General features: G+C 46.7%; 14 protein-coding genes. 6 read left to right on the top strand and 8 right to left on the bottom strand.

Annotated elements, in window-relative coordinates; translation table 11 throughout:
• Position 1 precedes the first annotated feature (1 nt).
• The 3 genes from GV030_RS02750 to GV030_RS02740 all read right to left on the bottom strand — a co-directional run bounded on the left by GV030_RS02750 (position 2) and on the right by GV030_RS02740 (position 4110).
• Positions 2 to 838 (bottom strand): ATP-binding cassette domain-containing protein, encoded by an 837-nt coding sequence (locus tag GV030_RS02750; protein WP_159579566.1) that lies wholly within the window; start codon positions 836 to 838, stop codon positions 2 to 4.
• 126 nt (positions 839 to 964) lie between these two features.
• Positions 965 to 2296 carry an APC family permease gene (locus GV030_RS02745; RefSeq protein ID WP_159579564.1) on the bottom strand — a complete coding sequence of 444 codons (1332 nt, stop codon included), beginning with the start codon at positions 2294 to 2296 and terminating at the stop codon, positions 965 to 967.
• Positions 2297 to 2463: 167 nt separating this feature from the next.
• On the bottom strand, positions 2464 to 4110 hold the full coding sequence (locus tag GV030_RS02740; RefSeq protein WP_159579562.1) for a glycosyl hydrolase: 1647 nt from the start codon (positions 4108 to 4110) through the stop codon (positions 2464 to 2466).
• 320 nt (positions 4111 to 4430) lie between these two features.
• Between GV030_RS02740 and GV030_RS02735 the strand changes: the two genes are divergently transcribed.
• Positions 4431 to 4610, top strand: coding sequence for a hypothetical protein (locus tag GV030_RS02735; protein WP_159579560.1), 180 nt, complete (start codon positions 4431 to 4433; stop codon positions 4608 to 4610).
• Here GV030_RS02735 and GV030_RS02730 read toward each other — a convergent pair whose 3' ends face one another.
• The 3 genes from GV030_RS02730 to GV030_RS02720 form a co-directional block, all read right to left on the bottom strand.
• The gene (locus tag GV030_RS02730) at positions 4611 to 8708 is read right to left on the bottom strand and encodes a Calx-beta domain-containing protein (RefSeq protein WP_159579558.1); all 4098 of its coding nucleotides are present in this window, start codon (positions 8706 to 8708) and stop codon (positions 4611 to 4613) included.
• A gap of 124 nt (positions 8709 to 8832) precedes the next feature.
• On the bottom strand, positions 8833 to 9225 hold the full coding sequence (locus tag GV030_RS02725; protein ID WP_159579556.1) for a response regulator: 393 nt from the start codon (positions 9223 to 9225) through the stop codon (positions 8833 to 8835).
• Between the two features lie 12 nt (positions 9226 to 9237).
• Positions 9238 to 11253 (bottom strand): PAS domain-containing sensor histidine kinase, encoded by a 2016-nt coding sequence (locus GV030_RS02720; RefSeq protein ID WP_159579554.1) that lies wholly within the window; start codon positions 11251 to 11253, stop codon positions 9238 to 9240.
• Between the two features lie 205 nt (positions 11254 to 11458).
• Here GV030_RS02720 and GV030_RS02715 point away from each other — a divergent pair, with 205 nt between their 5' ends.
• The 4 genes from GV030_RS02715 (at position 11459) to GV030_RS02700 (ending at position 20731) form a co-directional block, all read left to right on the top strand.
• On the top strand, positions 11459 to 14383 hold the full coding sequence (locus GV030_RS02715; RefSeq protein ID WP_159579552.1) for a triple tyrosine motif-containing protein: 2925 nt from the start codon (positions 11459 to 11461) through the stop codon (positions 14381 to 14383).
• A gap of 478 nt (positions 14384 to 14861) precedes the next feature.
• Positions 14862 to 16769, top strand: coding sequence for a glycosyl hydrolase family 18 protein (locus tag GV030_RS02710; protein ID WP_159579550.1), 1908 nt, complete (start codon positions 14862 to 14864; stop codon positions 16767 to 16769).
• A 10-nt stretch (positions 16770 to 16779) separates the two neighbouring features.
• Positions 16780 to 18501, top strand: a complete 1722-nt coding sequence (locus GV030_RS02705; RefSeq protein WP_159579548.1) for a carbohydrate-binding protein — start codon at positions 16780 to 16782, stop codon at positions 18499 to 18501.
• Positions 18502 to 18565: 64 nt separating this feature from the next.
• Complete coding sequence (locus tag GV030_RS02700; RefSeq protein WP_159579546.1) at positions 18566 to 20731, top strand: beta-1,3-glucanase family protein; 2166 nt, start codon at positions 18566 to 18568, stop codon at positions 20729 to 20731.
• 61 nt (positions 20732 to 20792) lie between these two features.
• Here the strand turns inward: GV030_RS02700 and GV030_RS02695 are convergent, their stop codons facing one another.
• Complete coding sequence (locus GV030_RS02695; protein WP_159579544.1) at positions 20793 to 22217, bottom strand: DUF5689 domain-containing protein; 1425 nt, start codon at positions 22215 to 22217, stop codon at positions 20793 to 20795.
• 213 nt (positions 22218 to 22430) lie between these two features.
• Entirely contained in the window at positions 22431 to 23099 is a 669-nt protein-coding gene (locus GV030_RS02690; RefSeq protein ID WP_159579542.1) for a hypothetical protein, read from the bottom strand.
• Between the two features lie 197 nt (positions 23100 to 23296).
• Here GV030_RS02690 and GV030_RS02685 point away from each other — a divergent pair, with 197 nt between their 5' ends.
• Positions 23297 to 23473: a hypothetical protein gene (locus GV030_RS02685; RefSeq protein ID WP_159579540.1), complete on the top strand. Its 177-nt coding sequence runs from the start codon at positions 23297 to 23299 to the stop codon at positions 23471 to 23473.
• The last annotated feature ends 74 nt before the right edge of the window (positions 23474 to 23547 follow it).

Genomic DNA, 23547 nt, shown 5'->3' with positions numbered 1-23547 from the left:
CTCAGTTCTGAAATATGTCACGGATTTTCTCTTTGCTACTCACTACGGCATTGAACAGAAGTTCCAGACTCAAATGAGTTTCCTCCTCTGATCCGCGCTCCTTTACCACAATATGCCCACCAAAATTGGATTCTGAATAGATCAGTCCTTTCTCCTCAGGTGGATTGGCTTGTCTGGTAAACGTGAGCTTGTCCGACACACTGGCATAATCCTGAAAGAAAACCACCTGGCCTTCATCCAGAATAATAATCGGATCAATCAGATTCTCCATATCACGCACCTGATGAGTGGAGATCATAAAGCTGCGCTCCTCATGAATCGCATTGGCTACCACCTTTCTAAACTGACTCTTCGACGGGATGTCCAGACCATTGGTAGGCTCATCCAAAATCAAGAGTTTACAATCTGTGGCCAAACCAAACGACAGGAGAAATTTCTTCTTTTGCCCGTAAGACAATGCTGAAAGTTTCTGGTCTTGTGTGAGCTGAAATTCGGAAAGATATCCCTCAAACCGCTCCTGATCAAATCTGGGGTAAAAGGGACTATACATCTTCACAAACCGATCGATGCGAATGGAAGGCAGGTAAAACTCCTCTGCCACCAGATAGATCTCCCGCAAAAACTCAGGATACCGGTCTTTGGGTTGAAAACCCGCTACCTCAATCTGCCCCTGAGTTGGATACAGTAGCCCGGCAATCATTTTGATCAGGGTGGATTTGCCCGCTCCGTTTTTTCCAAGAAGCCCATAAATATTGCCCGGAGGCAAAACAAGGTTCACTTGCTCAAAAAGCGGTTTTTGCTTACTGTAACCAAATGAAAGTTGATCAATCTGTATCATGCTTCTGCGTTAAGCTAGTGTACTATGAAACTAATACACTGCAACAGTAAGAATAAACGGGCATAAAAGCAAATGGTTTAGATTTTTTAAATTTTCACAAAATCTAACCTCAAACCCCTCTAAAGCTCATTTTGAACTACCTCCAGCCGTACTGATTCTCTGTTTGATGTAGTAAGCAGCTACGCCCAGTAGCGCAAAAAGCAGTCCACCAAGCACCATTTGATACCCTGTAGAAGCCAGTATCACACACCACATAGCAATGGCGATATACACCGGCCATGGATAAAAGGGCATTTTGAAAGGAAAGTCTTTGCGCTTTTGTCTCAGCATCAGCAGCCCCACGGCCTGACCAATGAACTGCACAAGAATGCGCATGGCCAATATGGCGCTGATCACCTCGCTCAGCTTAAAGATGAGGCTAAATACGAAAGCGATGCCCCCTAAAAACAGTACCGAGACGTATGGGAAGTTGCCCTTCGGGTGCAACTTGGCAAAGGGTTTGAAAAAGGCACCATCCACGGCTGCAGCATATGGGATGCGGCTGTACCCGAGCGTGGCAGAGAATACAGAAGAAAACGCCACCAGCAGAATGAGCACCGTCACTATTTTACCCGCCATGGGTCCCATGAGCTGCTCCATAAATAAGCTGATAACAAACTCACTCTCTTTGGCGATTTGCCACGGAATCACACTCACCACACTCACATTCATCAACATGTAGAGGACAAAAATTCCACCAATAGAAAGAAACATACTCTTTGGGATGTTCTTGGTGGGATTGACAATTTCCCCACCCAAATGACACACATTGTAGTAGCCCAGATAGCTGTACACACTCTTGACAGAAGCAAAACCGATAGAAGCTACAAAGGCGTAATTGAAGTTGAGGTCTTTATTGATGTCTATCAAAGGCTGAAGGAAATTGCCATGAGCCACGCCACCACCGATGATCCAGAGAATGGTGCCCAACACGGCTACCCACAGCACTACGCTGATCCGGCCTATGACTTCAATCCTGCGAAAGAGCATGATCACAATGCAAATGACCAGGCCCCCACTCACTACTTTGGACCCAACAGGGCCGAGCGGCAGCAGGTAAGAAAAGTAGGAAGCAAAACCAATGGCCGCTGAAGCGATGACCAAAGGTGCTTGTATCATGGTCTGCCAGACAAACAGAAAGCTCATCAATCCTCCAGATTTACTCTTACCGAAAGTCTCTTTTAGAAAATTGTAAGAGCCCCCGGCCCTGGGATACGCTGCCCCAAGCTCACTCCACACCATGGCGTCTATGAAAGACAAAGCCGCTCCCGCCATCCAGGCGTACAGAAAATATGGGCCGTTCATCAAACTGATGACCATCGGAAGGGTGATGAAAGGGCCAATGCCCACCATATCGATCATATTGATGGCAGTGGCTTGTAGCAGACTCAGGCGTCTTTCCTGTATGGGTTCAGGCATTTGTGAGATAAGTGTGGTTGACCATAGGTTAGCACTCTTTTACGAGTTGACGGCCCTATTTAATCAAATTATCCCTGAATAGAAAGCGGCTTCACCATGACATCTATGACAGACCCGCTATTTTTTGGATGGACTTGCCCATTTGTCAACCAGCATACCGGGGATTTCTAGTCCTTGATAATCTTAACCACCGAGCGGCTCTCCTGCTGCTCCACTACCACCAGGTATATTCCCCTGGGGAGTGATGATATGTTAAGGGTTGTTCCTTCCCCTTTGGACCTTTGCTCCAGCATGAGGCGTCCCTCCTGGTTGTAAACAGTGGTGCGTGCGCCGGAAATGCTGTCTGGATTTCTAAACCTGATCTTCAGGATATCTGAGGTAGGAGACGGAAACACCGACACTGTGCCGGTCTCTGGTCTTGTTGCCAAAACACCCCTTATCAACACATCGTCCACCACATGAAAAGTTTGAGTGGTAATGGCTCCACATTCATTGGTAAATGTGGCGGTGGCGGTACCCAATCCATTCAGGGGCACTGTCCGCTCTGTATCTGATCCATCAGCCGCACCGGCGGTGCCATACCCACTCCATTTCCAGGTACCAGTGTCATCCGTATCTACCCTGAAAGTGATGCTGCCACTTCCATCATCCACCCCGATTTTATTCGTTTCGTACCAATCGGCTGATTCGCCTGGTCGTATGGAGGCTGTAATTTTGGAAGGAGCGCATTCTGCATCCCAGCCATAGTCATTCTTGATATCCGGAAGCTCATCCAGCGTAATGACCAGGTGACTCTGATAGGTATTGCGCAGGTAGTTCTCATCTACTCCTGTGAGCCAGTCGGTATGCCAGATCATCCACCACGACCACATGGCCCCCGTGCGAATGCAATCTTCCGGGTCGGGCGGGTTGCCCGTTTCATGAAAAGTAACGGGGTAGTTGTTACCACCTACGGATTCCAGCACATCGTTGAACATGGTGAGGTGTGCGTCGGTGGTATTGTCATAGGTATCAGCCCCAGCGATATCTACATACTCGTCCCCCGGAAACCAGGCGCCATTGGGATCACCGGTATAGCAGAGCACCCATATCAGGTTGTTAAGCTCCCGCTCGTGCACCAGATAGTCATACATGGTAATCCATATCCGCTTAAACTGTGACGAACCTCCTTTGCTCCACCAAAACCAGTTACCGTTGAGCTCATGCAGTGGTCGCCAGAGCACTGGCACATTGGCATCTTCCAGCTTTTGCAGCCAGTCCCCTATTCGCTTGAGGTCTCCCCAAAAATCCTCATATTCAGGAGTGCCCTCAATGAAGCATTGATCAATATCTATCGTTGCTTTACTGTTCTCATACCCTTCTCCTACTCCCGGTGCTCCCCAGTGCCACATCATGGTAGAGATACCACCATCATTCCAATAATTTATAGCTCTTTGGTTTTCAAGGGCATTGGACGGCTCATTGATGTAATCAAAGCCGGCGATCGCCGGCTTCAGGCCCGTAGCATTCTGCACGTAATCAATTTCATTGATCCCCCAGGGAGCCCACATCTGACCAGACAAGGTCTTTTTGCCAAACATATCCTGTATATACCTGTAAAGCGCAACCGCCTCTGGTGAGGGATTGGGCGCACTGAGCACATCTGACACCTCAAAATCCTTGAGATCTACCGTGTGATTCAGTCTGGACGATCCACTGACCTTCTCAATCTGATTGTGCTGTACCTCTACTCCTGATATGGATAAGACAGGGGTATCCTGTGCGTAAGCACTTGCAATTAGAATAAGTGATAAGAACGCCAGTGAATATTTCATGCTTCAAAAGTTTAACTGTGAATGTAAAATACGCATGACAATTTTGCCATTTCCGGATGGCGTACTTCTCTTAAATAGACAAATGCAACACCTTATATGCTCAAAGCATACTCACTTCATCTGAAATCATCACACCTCACCGGCAGCCAATGGTCACTTGACGTGTATCAACAACCACTCACCGAGAAGCCAGCATTCAATAATCCTTGATTCATCAATTTTATAAAGGTATTGCAACGGCATCAGGAGTATGGACCGCTTATTGCTTCACCTGCTCCATCGCCTTAATTGAGCCAGTAAAACTTAAACCAAATAGTCACATGTTACAGATTTCTTACCAAACGAGTACCTCCCGACTTCAGCTTGAGTTGAGATATCTTCAAATGGAAATGTTACAAAAGCGGCAGGAAAGGCGGTTTGAAGAAATAGAGCAATTAGAAACCAAGGTAGATAGGATCCACAGTGAACTCATGCGCCTGAGGCAGTTTGTTGAGTATTGACTACTCTTTAATAAACCTACGTACAGCCCCAGAGGAACGAATAAAATAGATTCCGTTGGGCAACGTACTAACATCCAGTTCTATCCGTGCTGGGGCATGATTCAGCACTTCTATTAAGTACGTAACATTGCGTCCGGCCGGATCAAACACTGAAAAGCCATCCAGACGATTGATGTTGCCAGAAAGAGTAATGGTGCTTACTGCAGGGACAGGATAAATATTAAAAGCAGGCAGCCCCAGGTACTCAGCCATCACTACAATACTCTGTGAGTAGGTAAACTTCCCATCATAATCTGTCTGCTTCAGTCTGTAATACGCAAAATCTATCGGCTGCCAATCGGACCAGACATAAGTAAGCAACTGGTCACTGTCACCTGCACCTTGTATACTATCCAGTATCAACCACTCAGCATTCCTTCCTTTTCGCTCCAGCGTGAAGTAATCATTATCATGTTCGGAAACAGTCACCCACTTGAGGTCCACTCTGTTGGTGATAAATTGTCCCTCAAAACTCAGCAGCTCAATAGGTAATATTGTTTTTTCATCGGTACTTCCAATGGTGAACCATTGGCCAGCACTGAAATCGATATTATCAAAAGTGGCAATCGAATCTGTATAAGACGAAACCGGATAGAGTGTGGCATTCTCAAAATCTCCATCATCACTATCAACGAGCAGTCTGAGGTGGCTACCGCTTTCTACCTCATAGCCCGTCAGATCAAAACTTACAGAAACGGTACCTACCTCTCCCGTCTCATCCACCCGCCAGGTTCTGTGCATGGCATTGTCGATCCCGGCAGGCGGATCTGTCCAGGCAATGAACCGCGGGCCATACATGGGATCAGCGTTATCGTGCCCCCACAAGAGGTAATCGCCATCATCGAGGCTTGAGGGAGAGTAGATCCTGACAATGGCAGGGCCCTGAGCATCCTGATGAAAACTTGATATCGTTTCCCTCCCTATACCAGCCACATAGTGCTCATAGGTTCCCGGAGTATCATAGGCGTATCGGTCGTTCGAAATGGTAATTCCATACTTAGCTGACAGATAATTATCTACAATGATCCTCTGCGCGGTATTCAAACCGAAATTGTAAATGGCCAACTCGGAAATATATCCTTTCAGCCCAGCTGAGGCTATGGACTGATGTCGTCCGATTCTGGTAGCTGCCGGGGTGAGGTCTCCATCACTGTCACTTAATGTGCCTTCCAGAGTGCTATTGAGGTAAACCTGATAATTACTTCCACGGTTTCTCATATAATCTACCATCTGAAAGGCAGATGTATTAATGTTTGTGGTGGTCACTGGGCCACCCAACCCTCCACCGGAATTATCCCTTTTCTGAAAACCATATTTATTGGTGTTAGCTACTTTCAGACTAGCAAGCTCATTAGTATCTACCGTTCTATCAATGATGTAGTCGCCAGAGCCATCTGATGTGGAGCCCGACGCATAGGAAGTGGCTTCTACTACAACGAAATAAGTAAACCCTCCATCTCCGGCAATACCTGGCGACCCTGCATCTATATAGGTGTCCCCCGTAAAGTTCATAGCGGGCTGTGTGTTGACAATATTGGTGCGATAGATGGGCTGATTAGCGGGTGTTGCCTGATTTGCGTGATTGGCATTACCCGATAGGTCTTGCCATTGTTGCACTCCGTTGCCATCTGTAGCCATGGTGCTCCCGGCATCAGCGAATACACCCGTATCCGCCTTCAGCCAAAGCTTGTTGGTGCTAGCATCTCCCACACCTCCCGGACCAGTGTATCCGAAAAACTCATCATCCAAAATAGTATAAGTGTGAACAGTATTTGTACCCAGAGATGCATTCACAGGTGAAGAGATGGTGATCACGATGGTTTCCCGCAGCTCAAGAACAGCATCATCCACCACAGTAGCGGTGATGTTGCCGGAAGCACTCCCTGCAGGTATGGTAAACGTGCCACTACTCAACGTATAATCAGTGCCCGAGCCCGTGGCTGTACCAGACACGGCATAACTCACCGTCGAATTTAGACCAGATATTGCATCCAGATCTATCTGAAAATTAACGGAGCTGACAGCTTCCGATCCGCTTGAAGTAGCTGTCGTAAACTGAATGACCGGAGGAGAGTCGTTATCATTGATGGTGTAGGTATACACAATGAACCCCGTACCTCCCAAAGGAGCTACCCCATCCAGGTTGCAATTAACAGGGTTGGATAGGGTAATAATGATGGTCTCATTATTTTCATACAGCGCATCATCATTGATTGTAATATTGAACGATCCGGATGAGCCTCCTGCTGCGATAGTAACCGTGCCGGCTGCTAGTGTGAAGTCCGTCCCCCCGCCAGTGGCAGTTCCTCCCGTCACACTATAATCCACGGAAGTAGGATTCACGCCATCGATGTTGTTGATGGAGATGGATACAGATACTCCTGTCACACTTTCATCACCACTGGACGATGAGGCATCCAAATAAATTTTTCTGGAGTTATCATCATCAAAAATGGTATAGGTGTGCGAAACAATACTCCCCAAGGTGATTCCTGATGAAGGATTGCTCAATGTGATGTCAAAATCCTCACTATCCTCTACCGTGACGTCATTGGTGATGCTGATGGTATAGCTACCCGATGAAGTCCCCGATAGTATCGTAGCAGTACCTCCGGTCACAGAAGTATAGTCGCTCCCTGCTGCGGCTGAACCATCCGAAGTATCATAATCCACTGTCCTATCAGTTGCAGTAATAAAATTCAGCTCCACTTCTACCACCGCATCGTTTGGCTCAAAATCACTGGATGTACTGAGTGTATGCTGAACCAGAGGCTCTATAGCAGCTATCGCCACATGATCACCATCACTAATGGTTAAAGCATTTACGGTGTACTCCGTACCAGATGAAAAGGTAAGCTCATATACACTCGCTCCACTACTGAAGTCTCCATCTGAGTCTACCATCAGCGCATATAGGGTGTGATCAACAGGTAAAGATGGCAGTGTAGCGACATCCACTGTTACGTCCACTGTTCCCACATCCCCTGTCTCATCCAGCCGCCATTCCCGGGAAAGTCTCTGAATTCCTGACTTATCCGAAGGAGTCTCTGTGGAGGTCCATGTGGAGGTCACATCAGTATTGTCATGCCCAAAAAGAAGATAATCAAGATCACCCAAAGCGCTGGCTCCCGATATTCGCAGTATTCCCCCGGACATGGCCGCTGTGTGTGTGTTGCTGGCGTTCTCACGTCCAATCCCGGCTACTTCATGGCCATGATTGCTGTCATATGCATATTTATCATTCGCTATGGTCAGGCTGTATTTAGCCGCGAGATAAGTGTTGATGATATTGAGCTGAGCAGTATTCAAGTGAGTATTGTAGATGATCAGCTCTGAGATGTACCCTTTTACACCATTATTGGCAGTATTGAAATGCCTACCTATACGTGGTACAGGCGGAGTGAGGTCGCCATCTGCATCCGCTACAGAAGCGTCGAGGGATCCGTCGAGATACAATTGATAGGAAGTCCCTCTTTGACGTTGATAGTCTATCACATGAAAATTGGTAGTATTCACAGCGGTGGCGCTTACCGGCCCACCTAGTCCACCCCCGGCGTTCGTCCTTTTCTGAAAGCCATATTTATTGGTATTGGCAATTTTCAAGCCAGCAAGCTCATTGGTAGCTGGTGTCCGGTCAATCAAGTAATCACCTGCTCCGTCAGACATTCCTCCTGCAGTATAACTGGTATCCTTAAATACAATCACATAAGAAAAGCCTCCTGTACCAGCTATCCCTAATGCTCCCGGATCGATGTAAGTGTTACCGGTAAATCTGAGTGCCGGTTGTCCATTGATGACATTCGTTGCATAAACGGGCCTGTTTCCTAAAGTAGCCTGCGAGGCATTGTTATTATTACCGGAGTGATCATTCCATTGTCTTACAGCCACTCCATCAGTAGCCACAGTGACGCCCGCATCACTATATACATTCCCATCAGCTTTGAGCCAAAGTCTGTTGGTTGTGGTATTACCCACACCTCCAGGTCCTGTCTGGGCAAAGCCTACCTGTGCGCCAAGCCAAAATATGGTTAGTAAAATTTTATAAGGTTTCGGAATCAAATGATTGGTTCTATCTGGTTGAGTAAGCTAATATCCGTTCGGTGATTTATAAGACAACTATTCGACAGGAAAGTGGATATTTGGGACGAAAAGACACATTAACGAGTGATCATTTTTTTTTGAGTCAGCCTTGCAAACGACTGGCGGCAGCCAGGAGAATGGTATCTTCTATTTCGCGGGCATCAAAGGGCTTGGTGAAGCATTTCAAAATCAGGTTATCGGATAGGGCCTGCTGAATGTCGTCATCATAGCCATACCCTGTCAGGATGCAATAAAAGATTTTACTATACCTGGCTTTGGCAATTTTGATAAACTCCAGACCATTCATTACCGGCATTCTCATATCACTGATCACCACGATGATCTGATTGTGATGCTCCTCCAGTTCATCCAAAGCCTCCATGGCAGAAATAGAAGTAATCACTTCAAATTTCCGATTAAAGTTAGCCTTGAAGACAAAGAGGTTATCTTTTTCATCATCTACATATAAGACCGTTATGTTTTTATGATCAACCATCCTTATGTAAATCTAAGGATTTGAAAACGTGATCGTGAATTTTGACCCTTTTTTTAGCTCAGACTCCACTTGAACCTCTCCATTCAACTCCTTGATGAGGGTATAGGTAATGAAGAGCCCCAGGCCTGTTCCGGCCCCAGGGGCTTTAGTCGTAAAAAACGGATCCCCTATTCTGGAAAGGTTCTCCTCAGCAATCCCCTCTCCATCATCCTCAAAACTCACAACGATCCCATGTTCCTGCCTGGCTGTTCGAATCACTATGCTACCCTGCTCCTGAATAGACTGCTCGGCATTTACCAGAATATTTAAAAAAGCCTGGTGCAATTTGCCCTCGTTGCCAATGACGACCAATTCCTCTGGTGCATAGTCCTTCACTATTTCTACCTTATGCTTAAGGTTGGATTGGAGCATTACCACGCAATGATCAATGACGTCATGGATCACACAACGTTCCTCCATGCTTTTCACCTGTCTGCTGAAATGTGTAAGGCTCTTCACTATTTCGCTAGCTCTGGTCACTCCGTCATCGATGATTTCCAGGAATGGCTTGAGCAGTTCTTCATCATATTCCGGATGCTCTTCCAGCTCTTGAATCAGTCCTGAACAGCCATTTTTGATGAAGTTCAGCGGGTTGTTGATCTCATGACCAATGCCAGCCGCCAGTATCCCCAATGAGGCCATTTTCTCAGCCTGAATCAGCTGAGACTGTGTTGATTTCAATTCTTTCAGGGCTTGTTCCAACTCACTATTCCCTTTTACAAGCGCCTCATTCTTCACCTTCAGCTCCCGGGTTCTTTCGGCCACCACGTGCTCCAGATTTTCCGTATAGCGCTCCAGCTGATACTCTACCAGCTTTCGCTCGGTAATGTCGAGCAAAACACCCTCAATCAGCCGCAGCTCATCGCCTTCATAGATTCCCTGCCCGTACTCATCCACCCAGACCCAATCTTCGGAATGTTTGTTTTTCAACCTGTAGGTAATGTGGAAAGGCTCCTTGTGTTCCAATGCCGAATCTACTTTCGCAAAAATCGTTTCCTTATCATCGGGGTGATAAAGGTCCACAAAGCTGATCTGATTTTGAATAAATTCATCAGGTGTATACCCGGTCAGGTTCATCACTTCCAGGTTGAGGTATAGCATGCTGTAGGTCTCATCATTTCGGCACAGGTAAACGACCCCTGGAATATTGTTTGCGATAGCCCTAAACCGTTGATCACTCTCTCTTAGTCTGATCTCGGCTTCTTTCAAGTCGTTGATGTCCCTGGATACAGTGATCAATGAGCTGATTCCTCCCATGTCATTTTTGATCACCTCTGTATAAGTGTCCAGCCAAATATAGGTGCCATTTTTGTGCAGAAAGCGATACTGAACCCGGTGAGGCTGAAGGCCCTTCAACGCCAGGTCATGGGAGGTTTTCACCACATGCGCTATATCATCAGGATGAAAATAGGTGTAGGGATCCTTCCCTATCAACTCCTCAGGGTCATAGCCAAGAAGTTTGTGCACAGATGGGGACACAAACTTATAAGCACCCCCCGGATCGTGTGTACAGATCAGTTCTCTGCTGACCTCCAGCAGATACTTATGTCGTGCCGCGTCTTCCTGTGAGGTCAAATCTACCCGATGCTTTTCATGTGACGATTCGGTATGCTCCCTTGCTCCGATGTACTGGCCGTCCATGTAAAATGCTGTTTTTTGTTGAACCAGAAAAACCTCTCCGGGTGCTATCAATTGCCGCTCCCCTAGAGATTTTGCTTTCAAAAACTGAAGCGAATCAATGAAAGAATTAAGTGATTTAAGATCCTCTTTTTTTATTCCATAAATAATAAAAGACTGATCTGGTTGATGATTGGATAAGAGATCAAAAAGCCTGGCTAATGGCTGCAACTCAGCATTAATCAAAGAAATATTCATACTGCCTGGATGGTTTGGCTGATAAATTACCCATTTATTATCAAAAGGCACTTCCAAAATAGTAGGAGTTGGTGAAACTTCGACCACCAGTAACCAACTGTCTCCAAACGACATGATATGACAGATGAATGGATTCACCCGGTCAACTGGTCGGGAAGGGAAAAGCCTTAAAAAATGAAATGGGGTGACATATGAAGTAAATTTGAAGTAGTGCCACCGCAGGGTTTTCCTTCAGGAATTAAGATAAAATTTTGTAATATGCGCATTAGACAACACTTTTTTGACCAGCAGCCTATAAGTGGTGAACCAACGATTATGTATGCTTTTATGGGGGCTCATCTGTGGCCAGATCGCCTACGGCCAGATAGGAAATAAGGGTGTACCCAACATCCGCAATTTCACTTATGATGAATACCAGGCCGGTGCCCAAAACTGGAGCATCCTTCAGGATGATCAGGGAAGGATGCTCTTCGGCAATAACTATGGCCTGCTGGAATACAATGGCAGAGACTGGAGTCTGATTACCCAGCCCACCAACAAGACCGTAGTCTGGTCTATTTACAAAGGAAGGGACAGCACCATCTATATAGGAGCACAAAACGAGTTTGGCTACCTCAAAATCAACAATGCCGGTCAGAAACGTTACATTTCCCTGCTCTCCAAGGTTCCTGAAGACTCAAGAGAGTTTAGCGACATCTGGGCCATTCTGGAGACATCCTCCGGCATTCACTTTCATGCCAGAGGTGCCGTCTATATCTACAAGGATGACACCATCAATGTGATAAAAACTCCAATGATTGATGGGTTTTCCAAGATTGGCGATTCTATTCTGGTGCAGGATCGCTCATTTAACATTTATGTAGTAAAGCCGACCGGACTCCGCAAGGTCATCAGCGGTGCAGATGTACAGGGCACCGTCCTCAGAATCTTTGACAATCATCATGGCGGCCTGCAACTCGTGACCCAGGATCATGGCATTCTCACCTTTGAGAATGGTAAAATAGTGCCTGAAAAACACATTAGTAGTGCCTTCATGCAAGGGCACAAAATACAATGTCTGTATAAACTCCGCAATGATTATCTGGCAGTGGGCACTGTGGGCGCCGGACTGCTGATATTAGACGATGCCTTCAGACCCATCCAATGGCTCAACAAAAGCAACGGCCTGCAAAGCAACACCATTCTGGCCATCGGTTCTGATCATATCGGTAACCTGTGGGTGGCAACAGAAACGGGCATTGATTATGTGCAAACCGCCATTCCCCTATATAAGATTGCAGACAATTACGAGTTAGAAGGTACTGTTTCCTCTACGCTCATTCACAATGACAAACTATATGTGGGCACCAATTCAGGGGTATTCTATACCGAATGGAACGATCAGGAAAACCCCCTCACACCCACCCTGCACTTCAAGCAGATCAAGGGGCTGTCTGGTCAGGTATGGAACCTCCATCTCATCGACGGTCAGATATACGTATGTCAACATGAAGGGCTCTACCGAATTGAGGGTAGCTCTGCCATCAGAATTTTCGAAGGCACAGGTGTTTGGAACCTTATACCCATTCGGGAAGGCAATCCAAAATACTATCTCCAGGGTGCCTATGATGGCATTCACCTATTTGAGCTCTCCGATGGTGATTTTAGATATCTGCGAAAAATTGAGGGATTTGAAGAAACCAGCCGAATCATAGAGCTGGATGACAAAAACAACATCTGGATGGCCCACGGGTACAAAGGCATTTACCGGCTCCGGCTGGATCAAGCAATGAAGCGCTTCGCTGAGGTGAAGCTTTACAAAAAGGAGCATGGGTTTCCTACAAGTCTCTTTGTCAATCTTTTCAAAGTCAAAAATCAGGTTTTGTTTGGTACCGAACGCGGTACCTATCAGTATGATTACGCCCTGGACACGATGGTAGCAGATCCGCTATATACGCGCATATTGGGCAATACCCAGCATATCCGCCTATTGAAGGAGGATGACGGCAAGATATGGTACATCAAAGGCCAGGACATGCATGACGAAATGGGAATCATTGACTTTTACGACAATGAAAAATATGAAGTCACCAAGGCTCCCCTGCAGCATCTGCAGGGTCGTTTCAATCCGGGATTTGAAAACATCAACTCTCTCAGCCAAAATGCCGTCCTTTTTGGAACCAAGAATGGTATCGTTCTTTTTGATCGTACGGTAAATCGGAATTATGCCAAGCCCTACCTGGCTTCCATCACTGAAGTGCGCTGCGTAACCAATGACTCCCTCCTTTACGGACAACTACCCATCGATCAGCAAAAACCTATTTCTGATCATGTGGATCCTCCGCTACTCCGGTACGATCAAAATGCTATCCGGTTTTATTATGCCAGTGACTATTTTGAATCGCCCGATCAGACTTCCTATAGCTACTATCTGGAAGGTTTTGACAAGAGCTGGTTTACCGGTGAGCATGAACTATCGAAAACCTATACCAACCTGCCAGCCGGAGAGTACATCTTCAGAGTCAAAGCCACCAATGTCTATGGGTTTGAAAGCAAAGAGGCTCACTATTCTTTCAAAGTATTACCTCCCTGGTACCTGACCACCATGGCCAAAGTAGCCTACGTCATCACTTTTTTGCTGATAGGAGTCGGTTTGATGAAACTCTACCGAAAGAGGATTGAAAACGCTCAAAAAAAGGAGCGACTGGCACAAATGGATGTGCTTCAAAGAAATCGTGAAGAATACAATGCTGAGAAACTTCTCACTGAGCAGGAATTGATCACCCTTAAAAATGAAAAACTCGAGGCTGAAATTGCCATTTCCAGGTCAAAAATGGACGTGCTCAATGCAGAAATGGCCGCTTCTATCATGATGATTACTCAAAAGAACGGAGTGCTCATCAAGGTACGTGAGGACCTGGAAAGCCTTCTCAAAAAAGCAAAGGATTCTAATAAGGAGTTGATTCAGCGAGTGATCAAACACATCAACCAGGACATAGATACCGACCAGGATTGGCGTCAGTTCAAAATTCACTTTGACAAAGTACACGAAGATTTCCTGGAACGTCTCAAATGCCAGTTTCCTGACATCACTCCAAAAGACCTCCAATTGGCAGCCTATCTCCGACTGAACCTTTCTTCAAAGGAAATAGCTTCAATGATGAATATAACAATCCGTAGCATTGAGGGCTGCCGATATCGCCTGAGGAAGCATCTCAACCTCAGCAGCGAAACCAACCTCAGTGAATTCATCATCAAATTCTGACGAAACCAAGTATCGGATCACCCCTTCCAATTGCCGGAACCACGTGGGTCAGTTAAATCACAAATAATTGATAATCAACTATTTAAAACACATAAATTACAAGGGTACGTAATTTTTGCGTAGTATCGGGCATTTGTGTGAGGTTTTTGAGTGGTGGGTATTTTGGGATCAATTCAAAGTACTGCTAAACTGCAGTACCCTTAACCAAAAAGTATCCAACAATGATGAAACACCTACTACCTTCTCCTATCTGGAGCAAAGTATCAATACTCCTGCTGCTGAAGAAATTTCCCTTTTCGCTGAAACCTGTTACGGTCCCGATCTACGGGACACAACCTTTAGATCACATTAGAACATAGCGGGATTTAACCACTCACCTTAATAGAAGACAGATAGGCGACTGCCACATAGGTTGACACTTGACCTGTGCGAAATCGCAACGCCTATCTAAGGCATTATACCAACCAAATTCAAACCTATGAAAACCAACTCAATCCTGTGGGGACACCAACCTCCCTCAATCCAATCCATTATATGGAAACATATAAGACTCTTACTCTTTCTTTTTGTCATCATGTCCATGGCCACAGTCCACGCACAGAAAATAGTGGGCTATACTCCGTCATGGCTCGGAAGTGCCAATGACATTGATTACGATAGACTCACTCACATTAACTATGCCTTTGCCCTACCCACAGCCTCGGGCGGTCTTCAGGCCATTGAAAATCCAGCCAAGCTTCAAAGCCTCGTAAGTCAGGGACATGCCAAAGGTGTGAAAGTCCTCATCGCCATAGGTGGCTGGGATCTGGGTGATGGTGGTGGCAATGACGGCCGATTTAATACACTGGCGGCCTCAGCATCCTCCAGAAATAATTTCGTAAACAATGTGCTTAGTGTGATCAACCAGTACAACCTGGATGGAGCTGACATTGACTGGGAATTCCCAGAGCCCGTCAATGGTGCACCCGATAACAATTTCACCCTACTCATGGGACAGCTCTCTACTGCCCTTCACAACCAGGGGAAATTACTCACTGCAGCAGTAAATGGATCCGCCTGGGCTGCTGATGGCATCTCCAGCCAGGTATTCGGTTACGTGGACTTCCTCAACATCATGGCCTATGATGGAGATGCGGGTGCCGGGCACTCCCCATATAGCTATGCTGAAAGTGCCCTCAATTACTACAAGGGCCGTGGCCTGCCTGCGGCAAAGGCAGTCATTGGAGTCCCCTTTTATGCCAGACCAAGCTGGAAGGGATACAACACCCTCATCGCCGAAGGAGCTGATCCTTATTCCGATTATTTTAATGGAGATTATTACAATGGCATCAATACCATAAAAGCAAAGACAGCCCTGGCCAAATCCCAAGGCGGTGGCATCATGATCTGGACTCTGGATCACGATGTACAAGGACAATACGCTCTGCTCAAAGCCATCAAGGATGAAATGGGAACCACCGGAGGATCAGGGGTGGTCACACTCTTCCAGCACTGCGATTATGGTGGTTACTCAGCCTCCCTCAACACTGGCAGTTACACTCTGGGGCAACTCCAGGCCCTCGGTGTAGCTAATGATGACATCTCCTCCTTACAGGTACAAAATGGGTATCAGATCACTATGTATCAGCATGATAACTTCACCGGAAATGTATTGGTAAAAACCTCCAACGACAACTGCCTGGTCAATGAGGAATTCAATGACGACATCAGCTCAGTCATCGTAGCGCAAGCTTCCTCGGGCTGGTCAGCGACCATAGAGGCAGAGAACTGGACTATACAATCCGGCACACAGACCGAGGCTTGTGCTGAGGGAGGACAAAATGTTGGTTGGATAGATACTAACGACTGGATGGTTTGGGACATTAACCCACCGAGCAGTGGTGCTTATACCGTGGAATACCGCGTGGCCAGCCCCAACAGCGGTATGATCCAACTCGAAAAGGCTGGTGGAAGTCCCGTATATGGCACAAGGTCTGTCCCCAATACCGGTGGCTGGCAAAACTGGACTACCATATCTCACTCCATCAACCTCACGGCAGGACAGCAACAGATCGCCATTAAAGCACTCACAGGCGGATGGAACATCAACTGGCTCAAACTGACCAGCTCAAGTGGATCTCGCATTGCCCTGGAAAGCCAAAAGTCACACATTAATCATCCTGACCTAAGGATTTTCCCCAATCCTACATCTGACTACCTGGAAGTGCAGGGCTCTGCAGGTACGGGGAGCTATACCATATATGATTTGAATGGAAAGGCCGTTTCAAACGGCCACCACAGCCCCCAGGAGGATCATAAGAAAATTGATGTACGGCAATTGAAGGCCGGGATCTACTTCATCAGCCACAGCAAATCAAAAAAGGTCTTACGATTTATCAAACAATAAACCTATCACCATGAAAACCCTATTACAAAACCAATCAATCAAAATCACCCTGTTACTTACCCTGGGGCTGTGTTCCTCTATGTTTACTCAGGCTCAAAACTGGAACCTGGTGTGGGCAGATGAGTTTACCAATGGCATCGGGCCGGACTGGGTCTTTGAGACCGGTACCGGGTCTGGCGGCTGGGGCAACAACGAGCTTCAGTATTACCGTCAGCAAAATGCCACTGTTGAAAACGGGCAACTTGTCATCACTGCGAAAAATGAGAGTTTCGGTGGTATGAACTATACCTCCGCCAGAATGAAAACACAGGGACGAAAGTCCTGGAAGTACGGGAAAATTGAAGCTCGTATCGCTATGCCTTCTTTCCTGGGGGTATGGCCGGCCTTCTGGATGCTTGGCGACAACATCACCTCAGTTGGTTGGCCATCTTGTGGCGAAATCGATGTAATGGAGCACGTCAACACAGAAGCCGCCACCCATGGCACCATCCACTGGCAGGACCACAATAACAGTTATGCCAACTATAGTGGAAGCACCGGCACGAATGTAACTGCCTTCCATACTTACGCTGTGGAATGGGATGCCAACGCCATCAAGTGGTTTCTGGATGGTAATTTATACCATGAAGCCAGCATTGCTGGTGGAGTGAACGGCACCTCAGAGTTTCACAACAACTTCTTCATCCTCCTCAATATGGCCATCGGCGGTAACTGGCCTGGGTTTAATGTGGACAATGGAGCCCTTCCTGCCAAAATGTATGTAGACTATGTACGGGTATACCAAAGTGGAGGTGGCAGCTCCAATGGTGTAGCCACCCTCTTCCAGCACTGCGATTATGGTGGCTACTCAGCTTCGCTGAACCCTGGCAGTTATACCTTAGGACAACTTCAGGCGCTCGGAGTGTCCAATGATGACATCTCATCCATCCAGATTCAGTCCGGCTATCAGCTGACGATGTATCAGCACAATAACTTCACCGGAAATTCTCTGGTAAAAACTTCCAATGACAACTGCCTGGTCAATGAGGGTTTCAATGATAACATTAGCTCAGTCATCGTAGCACAAGCTTCCTCAGGCTGGTCTGCCACCATAGAAGCAGAGAACTGGACCGTGCAATCCGGCACACAGACAGAAGCTTGTTCAGAAGGAGGACAAAATGTAGGCTGGATAGACACCAACGATTGGATGGTCTGGGATATTAACCCACCGAGCAGTGGTGCTTATACCGTGGAGTATCGGGTATCCAGCCCAAATAGCAATGGAATGATCCAGTTAGAAAAAGCAGGTGGAAGCCCTGTGTATGGTACAAAATCTGTTCAGAATACTGGTGGCTGGCAAAACTGGACCACCGTAGCGCACACCATCAGCTTAAGCGGTGGCCAGCAACAGATCGCCATCAAAGCACTCACCGGCGGATGGAACATCAACTGGTTTAAAATAAAAAGCGCTGGCGGCAGCAGAGTGGTTTCGGAACCTTCAGTACCCGAACCCACCCCAGAAATCTCGTTGAGCATTTTCCCAAATCCTGCATCCAATCTATTGAATATCAAAGGACTCAAGGGTTTGGGCAACTATCAGATTTATGACCTAAGTGGCAAAACTGTCCTGGGGGGTATTTTGAGCAGTGAAGATGGCCTCTCCTCTACCATAGATGTGAGCTCGTTGAATACAGGCTCCTACTTTTTAGTGGAGTCATTGAGCAATACCAAAATGAGATTCATCAAAAAGTAATCAGCTATATCCAACCAAGGGCCGGAAAGTTCCGGCCCATTCTTAACCATAAACCTTTACAATCATGAAAACCAAAATTTACCCGTCACATTGGATTCTCAAATTCTTTGTCGCAACGACCGTGATGCTCCTATGGAGCCTCACTACCTGGGCACAAACCCTTCCCTATCTTGTGGAAAATAATTCAGAATATCCGGACAATCAGGTATTTGTGGCCATCGTAGGAATCACAGATGGTCACGTCTGGGTGGACCCCGCCACTGGCCAGGTGCATCCCATGAGTCAATCCGACAACACCGTGCAGGGACCTGTGAACGGTGGGAACCAGGGACCCGGAGGCGACGGTAAATATGCCAACTGCTTTCGTCGACTGAGTGAAATCCCCAACCACACCATCAACATCCCAAAAATAGCCGGTTGTAGGATTATGATTTCCTTCGAAAGCCAGCTCTTTCTTTACTTCTTTGGTCACTCAGGTAACCCCAGCGGATACGCTGCACCTAACCTGGCAAATCCCACTGACCCCAATCAGGGCATTAAATTTGAGTTAGTTGAGTTAACCTTCAATGACTATGGACTCTGGTGCAATACCTCACGTGTAGATTCCTATCAGTATCCAATGGGACTGGAAGTATGGGGCAATGGCTTTTACAAAAAAGTTGGCGAAAAGAAAACACATGCACAGATCATCTCCCAATGGCAGAGCACTGCTCCTTCTGAGTTTCAGAGCCTTCTGAATGCTTCCGAAGGAACCATCCACTTTCCCACTAAGACAAGCACCTTCCCCACCAACTTTTTTCAATCATACATTGATGCCATCTGGTCTAAGTATTCTAGTCAGCAACTGGTATTCAATTCGGGACAAGCAGGTGTATGGAGAGGTAGTGTCCAGGGAAATCAATTTATTTTCACAAGAGATGGGGATGGCCAGGTAGCCACCATTCCTGGTAAACCCACCACGATTGAAGCCATGGAAGGCAGTGGTGTAATGGCCTCCGGAGCCCAGTGGGACCTGGTAGTACAGGCTCAGTTTGTAGCAGCCATCACCCGGCATGCCATAGACCTGAATGTCGGATCCGGGGTACTGCAGGATTTTGGCAATACTTCCTCTTACTATCAAACCTGGCCATATAACTGGTATGCCAAATTCTGGCACCAAACAGACATTAGCGTGGATGGGCAAACCTATGCGTTCGCCTACGATGATGTATTCGATCAGTCTGCTACCATTCATACTCCCAGCCCTACCAATATCAAGATTACTGTTGGGGGCTTCTATGGAACCACCGGTGGAGGTGGCGGTGTGGCCACGCTCTATCAGCACTGCGATTATGGCGGCTACTCAGCTTCCCTCAATGTGGGCAGCTATACCCTGGGACAGCTCCAGGCCCTGGGAGTCGCCAATGATGACATCTCCTCTCTGCAGCTACAAAGCGGCTACCAGATCACCATGTATCAGCATGACAACTTTGGTGGAAATGTATTGGTAAAAACCTCCAGTGATAACTGTCTGGTCAATGAGGCTTTCAATGATGACATCAGCTCTGTAGTAGTCGCTCAGGTTTCTTCGGGATGGTCCACAACCATAGAAGCCGAAAATACGGCTGTGCAGTCCGGCACCCAGACCGAAGCATGCTCCGAAGGAGGACTTAATGTCGGGTGGATAGATGCCAATGATTGGATGGTTTGGGATGTGAACATCCCCTCCAATGGTCCTTATACCGTAGAATATCGGGTATCCAGCCCCAACAGCAACGGCATGATACAGTTAGAAAAAGCAGGTGGAAGCCCTATGTATGGTACCAGGTCTGTTCCAAATACTGGTGGCTGGCAAAACTGGACATCCGTATCACATACGGTGAGTCTTACTGCAGGTCAGCAGCAAATCGCGATCAAAGCACTGGCTGGCGGCTGGAACATCAACTGGCTCAAAATCACCAGTGCCGGAGGGTCCAGAACAGCCGCAGAAGTGGATATAAAAACCGCAGTGTCTACAGAAAAACTGATCGTTTATCCCAATCCTGTCCAGGATCTGCTCAGCCTCAAAGTACCTGGAAACGAAATCATACAGGCCGCTGTAATCCATGACCTCTCCGGGAAACAAATGATCCAATGGGCTGAATATGAGGAGACATCACCTCTGGATGTATCTCAGTTGAAAGCAGGGCATTACCTACTGAGTATCAAAACCTCCACAGGATCTTATACCACCAGGATTATTAAAAAGTAAACATATAAAACAAAAAAACCACAGGCTCCTGGCCTGTGGTTTTTGCTATTGTATACCGCTCTTATCTTCTGATGTCCTGAGCATAGGTCTGAGGCAAGATGCGTCCCCAGTCCCCTACAATCCCAATAATTGACAGAGTACCATTGGGCAACACTACCCCGCTGAACTCTGCCCCAGAATAGGTAGTCACGGTGGCTCCACTGTGGTCATTAGATATGGCCCAGCTTCCCTCAAAAGTACGCACGCCATTGGCCTGAGGGAAGAATACATTGTCTATTCTGACCTTTTTACCCTGATAAAGACCACTGTGTAAATCCTCAAAAGTGATGGTCTCTGGCTGCACATACACTTTCTCAGCGATTTTAATTCCGACAAGATCATTCACGTCCATCATGCCCTTCTGTCCATTGATCAATGCACCTGTAGCCCCCTTAAGATTCAGCTGTACATGGTCTCCAAGGGTAACCATCCTCTCTGAACTAAATCTCAGAAAGATCCCCCCTGTGCTATCCTGGATGTAGGCGATTTTATCATCCTGAACATTCGAACCAGAGGTAATCACACCTTTGATAAAGTAGTCATCTCCCAACCAAAACTGATCACCATGCTCCTCGAACTTAGCGCGTAGTTCAGCTATTGAATGAAGCTCATTAGACACTACATCATCCTCCTCTATCTTCACAGTCAGGGTTGGGTTGTTACCTACCGTCAGGTCATCATTGAGGTCGTTTATTTGGAACAAAATCTCGAAAGTGCCAAGTGACAGTCGGTCATTGATGGAATTAAAAGAAAAGAAAACAGATTCCATTCCCGGGTTCACCTCCAAATCAATTTCACCCAAAACGGAAGCGGGAGAAGTGGTGAAATGGGTGCCATAGACACGTCCATCCGTCACGATGCTGATGGTAAGGGGAACGGTATGCTCCACACTACCTTCAATGGTTAGCTCTATCAGATAGTCCTCACCCTCCACCAGGTGGACGAATGAATCTGCAAAGTTGACTTCAGCACCTTCAGAGTTGTTTGGCTCCTCTGATAATGATTTAACCAAGTGCATGTTGGACACTTTCTCGGTGCCCAATTGGAACGCTTCCGAAGGGTTGAGCAGGGTAAGACTTACCTGCCTATCAGTCGTATCCAGCGTAGATGAGCGATAAACGGCTACTTCGTAAAACTGCTTACCCTTAAGAATAGGAAGCTCTATCACTCCATCCTCTGCAGATGGGTTTGTGGTATAATCCAGACCATATCTGGCGGTACCACCAAGCTGAATACTTACTTGCCCATCGGTGGTGGGCATCTGATCCAGCGAAATTCCCAATGGTAGAGAATCGCCAGCACTTTCAATAAAGAGATCTTTATCGACGAAATCAATCGATGTTTTTGAAACTGGCTCGAGACCTGGTTCGAGTTCATTTTCATCAACACATCCTAAAACCCCTATCCCCAGGACAAGAGTTAGAAAAGTAGAAAATTTTGAAAACATTTGTTTTGAGTATTTGACCTTGTGCGCTTCAGCTCCTCAACCCTATTCCCGTCACAGGTAAAAAAATGTATAACCTGATATGGGACAAAAAATGCTCACAGAAAAACCATGAGTGCTTTTAGGATAATGAGCCTATTCAGCGCACAGCACTTGACTTTACAAATCTCGTGCCAGATGGTTCTCTTTTGGGTTTTCCAGACATGGTTTTTGAGGTCAAGGCATCCTTCGGAGGCTGTACTGTAGCGCCATTTGCTCATTGGTCAGGCGGAGCTCATCTCCGTAAAACCACATCGCCCACTGAGTCTGATCATGCTCAAAAATGAGTTTCCGATGCCTGGTGTTGATGATGACCCTTCCCTTTTCCATGAGTCCATTTTGATCCTCCATCCTGTAATTTCCATTCCTTTCCAGTGTAAATGAGGCAGAAACCTTCTCCACTTCTCCGTTCTTCCTGATTTTATACATATGCCACCGACCAACCACCCGCTCCTCAAATTCCGCAAAATCAGGAATCGCTTCAATTCTCTTAAACCTTAACTGAGTGCCTCGGTAGCCTTCCTCCACTCCTCTTAAAATGATAAACTCTTTGAAGTATTTTATTTTCCACTGGCTGTTGAACCACGAACGGTCTTCGCTCCGAAACCTGATCAAAGGTGAATCAAAATGATACATTCCCACCTGATCACCGGACACTCTGGACACTGCGAAGCTACTGTTGGTGTTGATCTCCAGAAAGGTGGGATTGGCAGACCTGGGCACCGCGTCCACTTCGAGATGTTCCAACTCCCACAAGCCGGCAAGTTCCTTGGTGGTCACCTGCTGACAGGACACTACGCCCAACATGATGGGTAACCAAAACACTCTCAGTATTATATATTTCATCAATCGGATAAATGGAGAGAACAATTGAAAGTAATCAATGATGGCTGACCAAACAAACTCAAATATTTACAACTCTCCCTGACTCAACAACTTCTGAATCACCCACACAATTGTGGATAAGTTTTAACCGTTCTTTTGGGGGTAACAGCCACAGATTTGTCTTAAATTTAAATAGCCACCAAAATAACACCGCCGTTATGCAATTGACATCACAAAGAAACCTTCTGGCGCTACAGTCAGAGCTGAATCAACTTCAAAGGGAAATGTTGAGAAAGAGACAGGAAGGAAAATTGGAAGACATAGAAACCCTGGAGCAGAAAGTAGACAAGCTCCATACGGAACTCATCTCGTTGAAAACCATGATCTCAGATTAGGAGACTACACAACTGGTAAGTTAACCCATTCGTGGGTAGACTCGAAAGCATTAAACCCCGTAGCTAGTGCCACG

The sequence above is a fragment of the Marinoscillum sp. 108 genome (assembly GCF_902506655.1).
GTDB lineage: Bacteria > Bacteroidota > Bacteroidia > Cytophagales > Cyclobacteriaceae > Marinoscillum > Marinoscillum luteum.
Note: the sequence above shows the minus strand (reverse complement) of the source record. Positions and strands in the feature narration are given on the sequence as shown.

Coding starts and splice junctions, on each gene's coding strand:
- GV030_RS02750 (WP_159579566.1), bottom strand. CDS start 838: ATGATACAGATTGATCAACTTTCATTTGGTTACAGTAAGCAAAAACCG.
- GV030_RS02745 (WP_159579564.1), bottom strand. CDS start 2,296: ATGCCTGAACCCATACAGGAAAGACGCCTGAGTCTGCTACAAGCCACT.
- GV030_RS02740 (WP_159579562.1), bottom strand. CDS start 4,110: ATGAAATATTCACTGGCGTTCTTATCACTTATTCTAATTGCAAGTGCT.
- GV030_RS02735 (WP_159579560.1), top strand. CDS start 4,431: ATGTTACAGATTTCTTACCAAACGAGTACCTCCCGACTTCAGCTTGAG.
- GV030_RS02725 (WP_159579556.1), bottom strand. CDS start 9,225: ATGGTTGATCATAAAAACATAACGGTCTTATATGTAGATGATGAAAAA.
- GV030_RS02720 (WP_159579554.1), bottom strand. CDS start 11,253: ATGTCGTTTGGAGACAGTTGGTTACTGGTGGTCGAAGTTTCACCAACT.
- GV030_RS02715 (WP_159579552.1), top strand. CDS start 11,459: ATGCTTTTATGGGGGCTCATCTGTGGCCAGATCGCCTACGGCCAGATA.
- GV030_RS02710 (WP_159579550.1), top strand. CDS start 14,862: ATGAAAACCAACTCAATCCTGTGGGGACACCAACCTCCCTCAATCCAA.
- GV030_RS02705 (WP_159579548.1), top strand. CDS start 16,780: ATGAAAACCCTATTACAAAACCAATCAATCAAAATCACCCTGTTACTT.
- GV030_RS02700 (WP_159579546.1), top strand. CDS start 18,566: ATGAAAACCAAAATTTACCCGTCACATTGGATTCTCAAATTCTTTGTC.
- GV030_RS02695 (WP_159579544.1), bottom strand. CDS start 22,217: ATGTTTTCAAAATTTTCTACTTTTCTAACTCTTGTCCTGGGGATAGGG.
- GV030_RS02690 (WP_159579542.1), bottom strand. CDS start 23,099: ATGAAATATATAATACTGAGAGTGTTTTGGTTACCCATCATGTTGGGC.
- GV030_RS02685 (WP_159579540.1), top strand. CDS start 23,297: ATGCAATTGACATCACAAAGAAACCTTCTGGCGCTACAGTCAGAGCTG.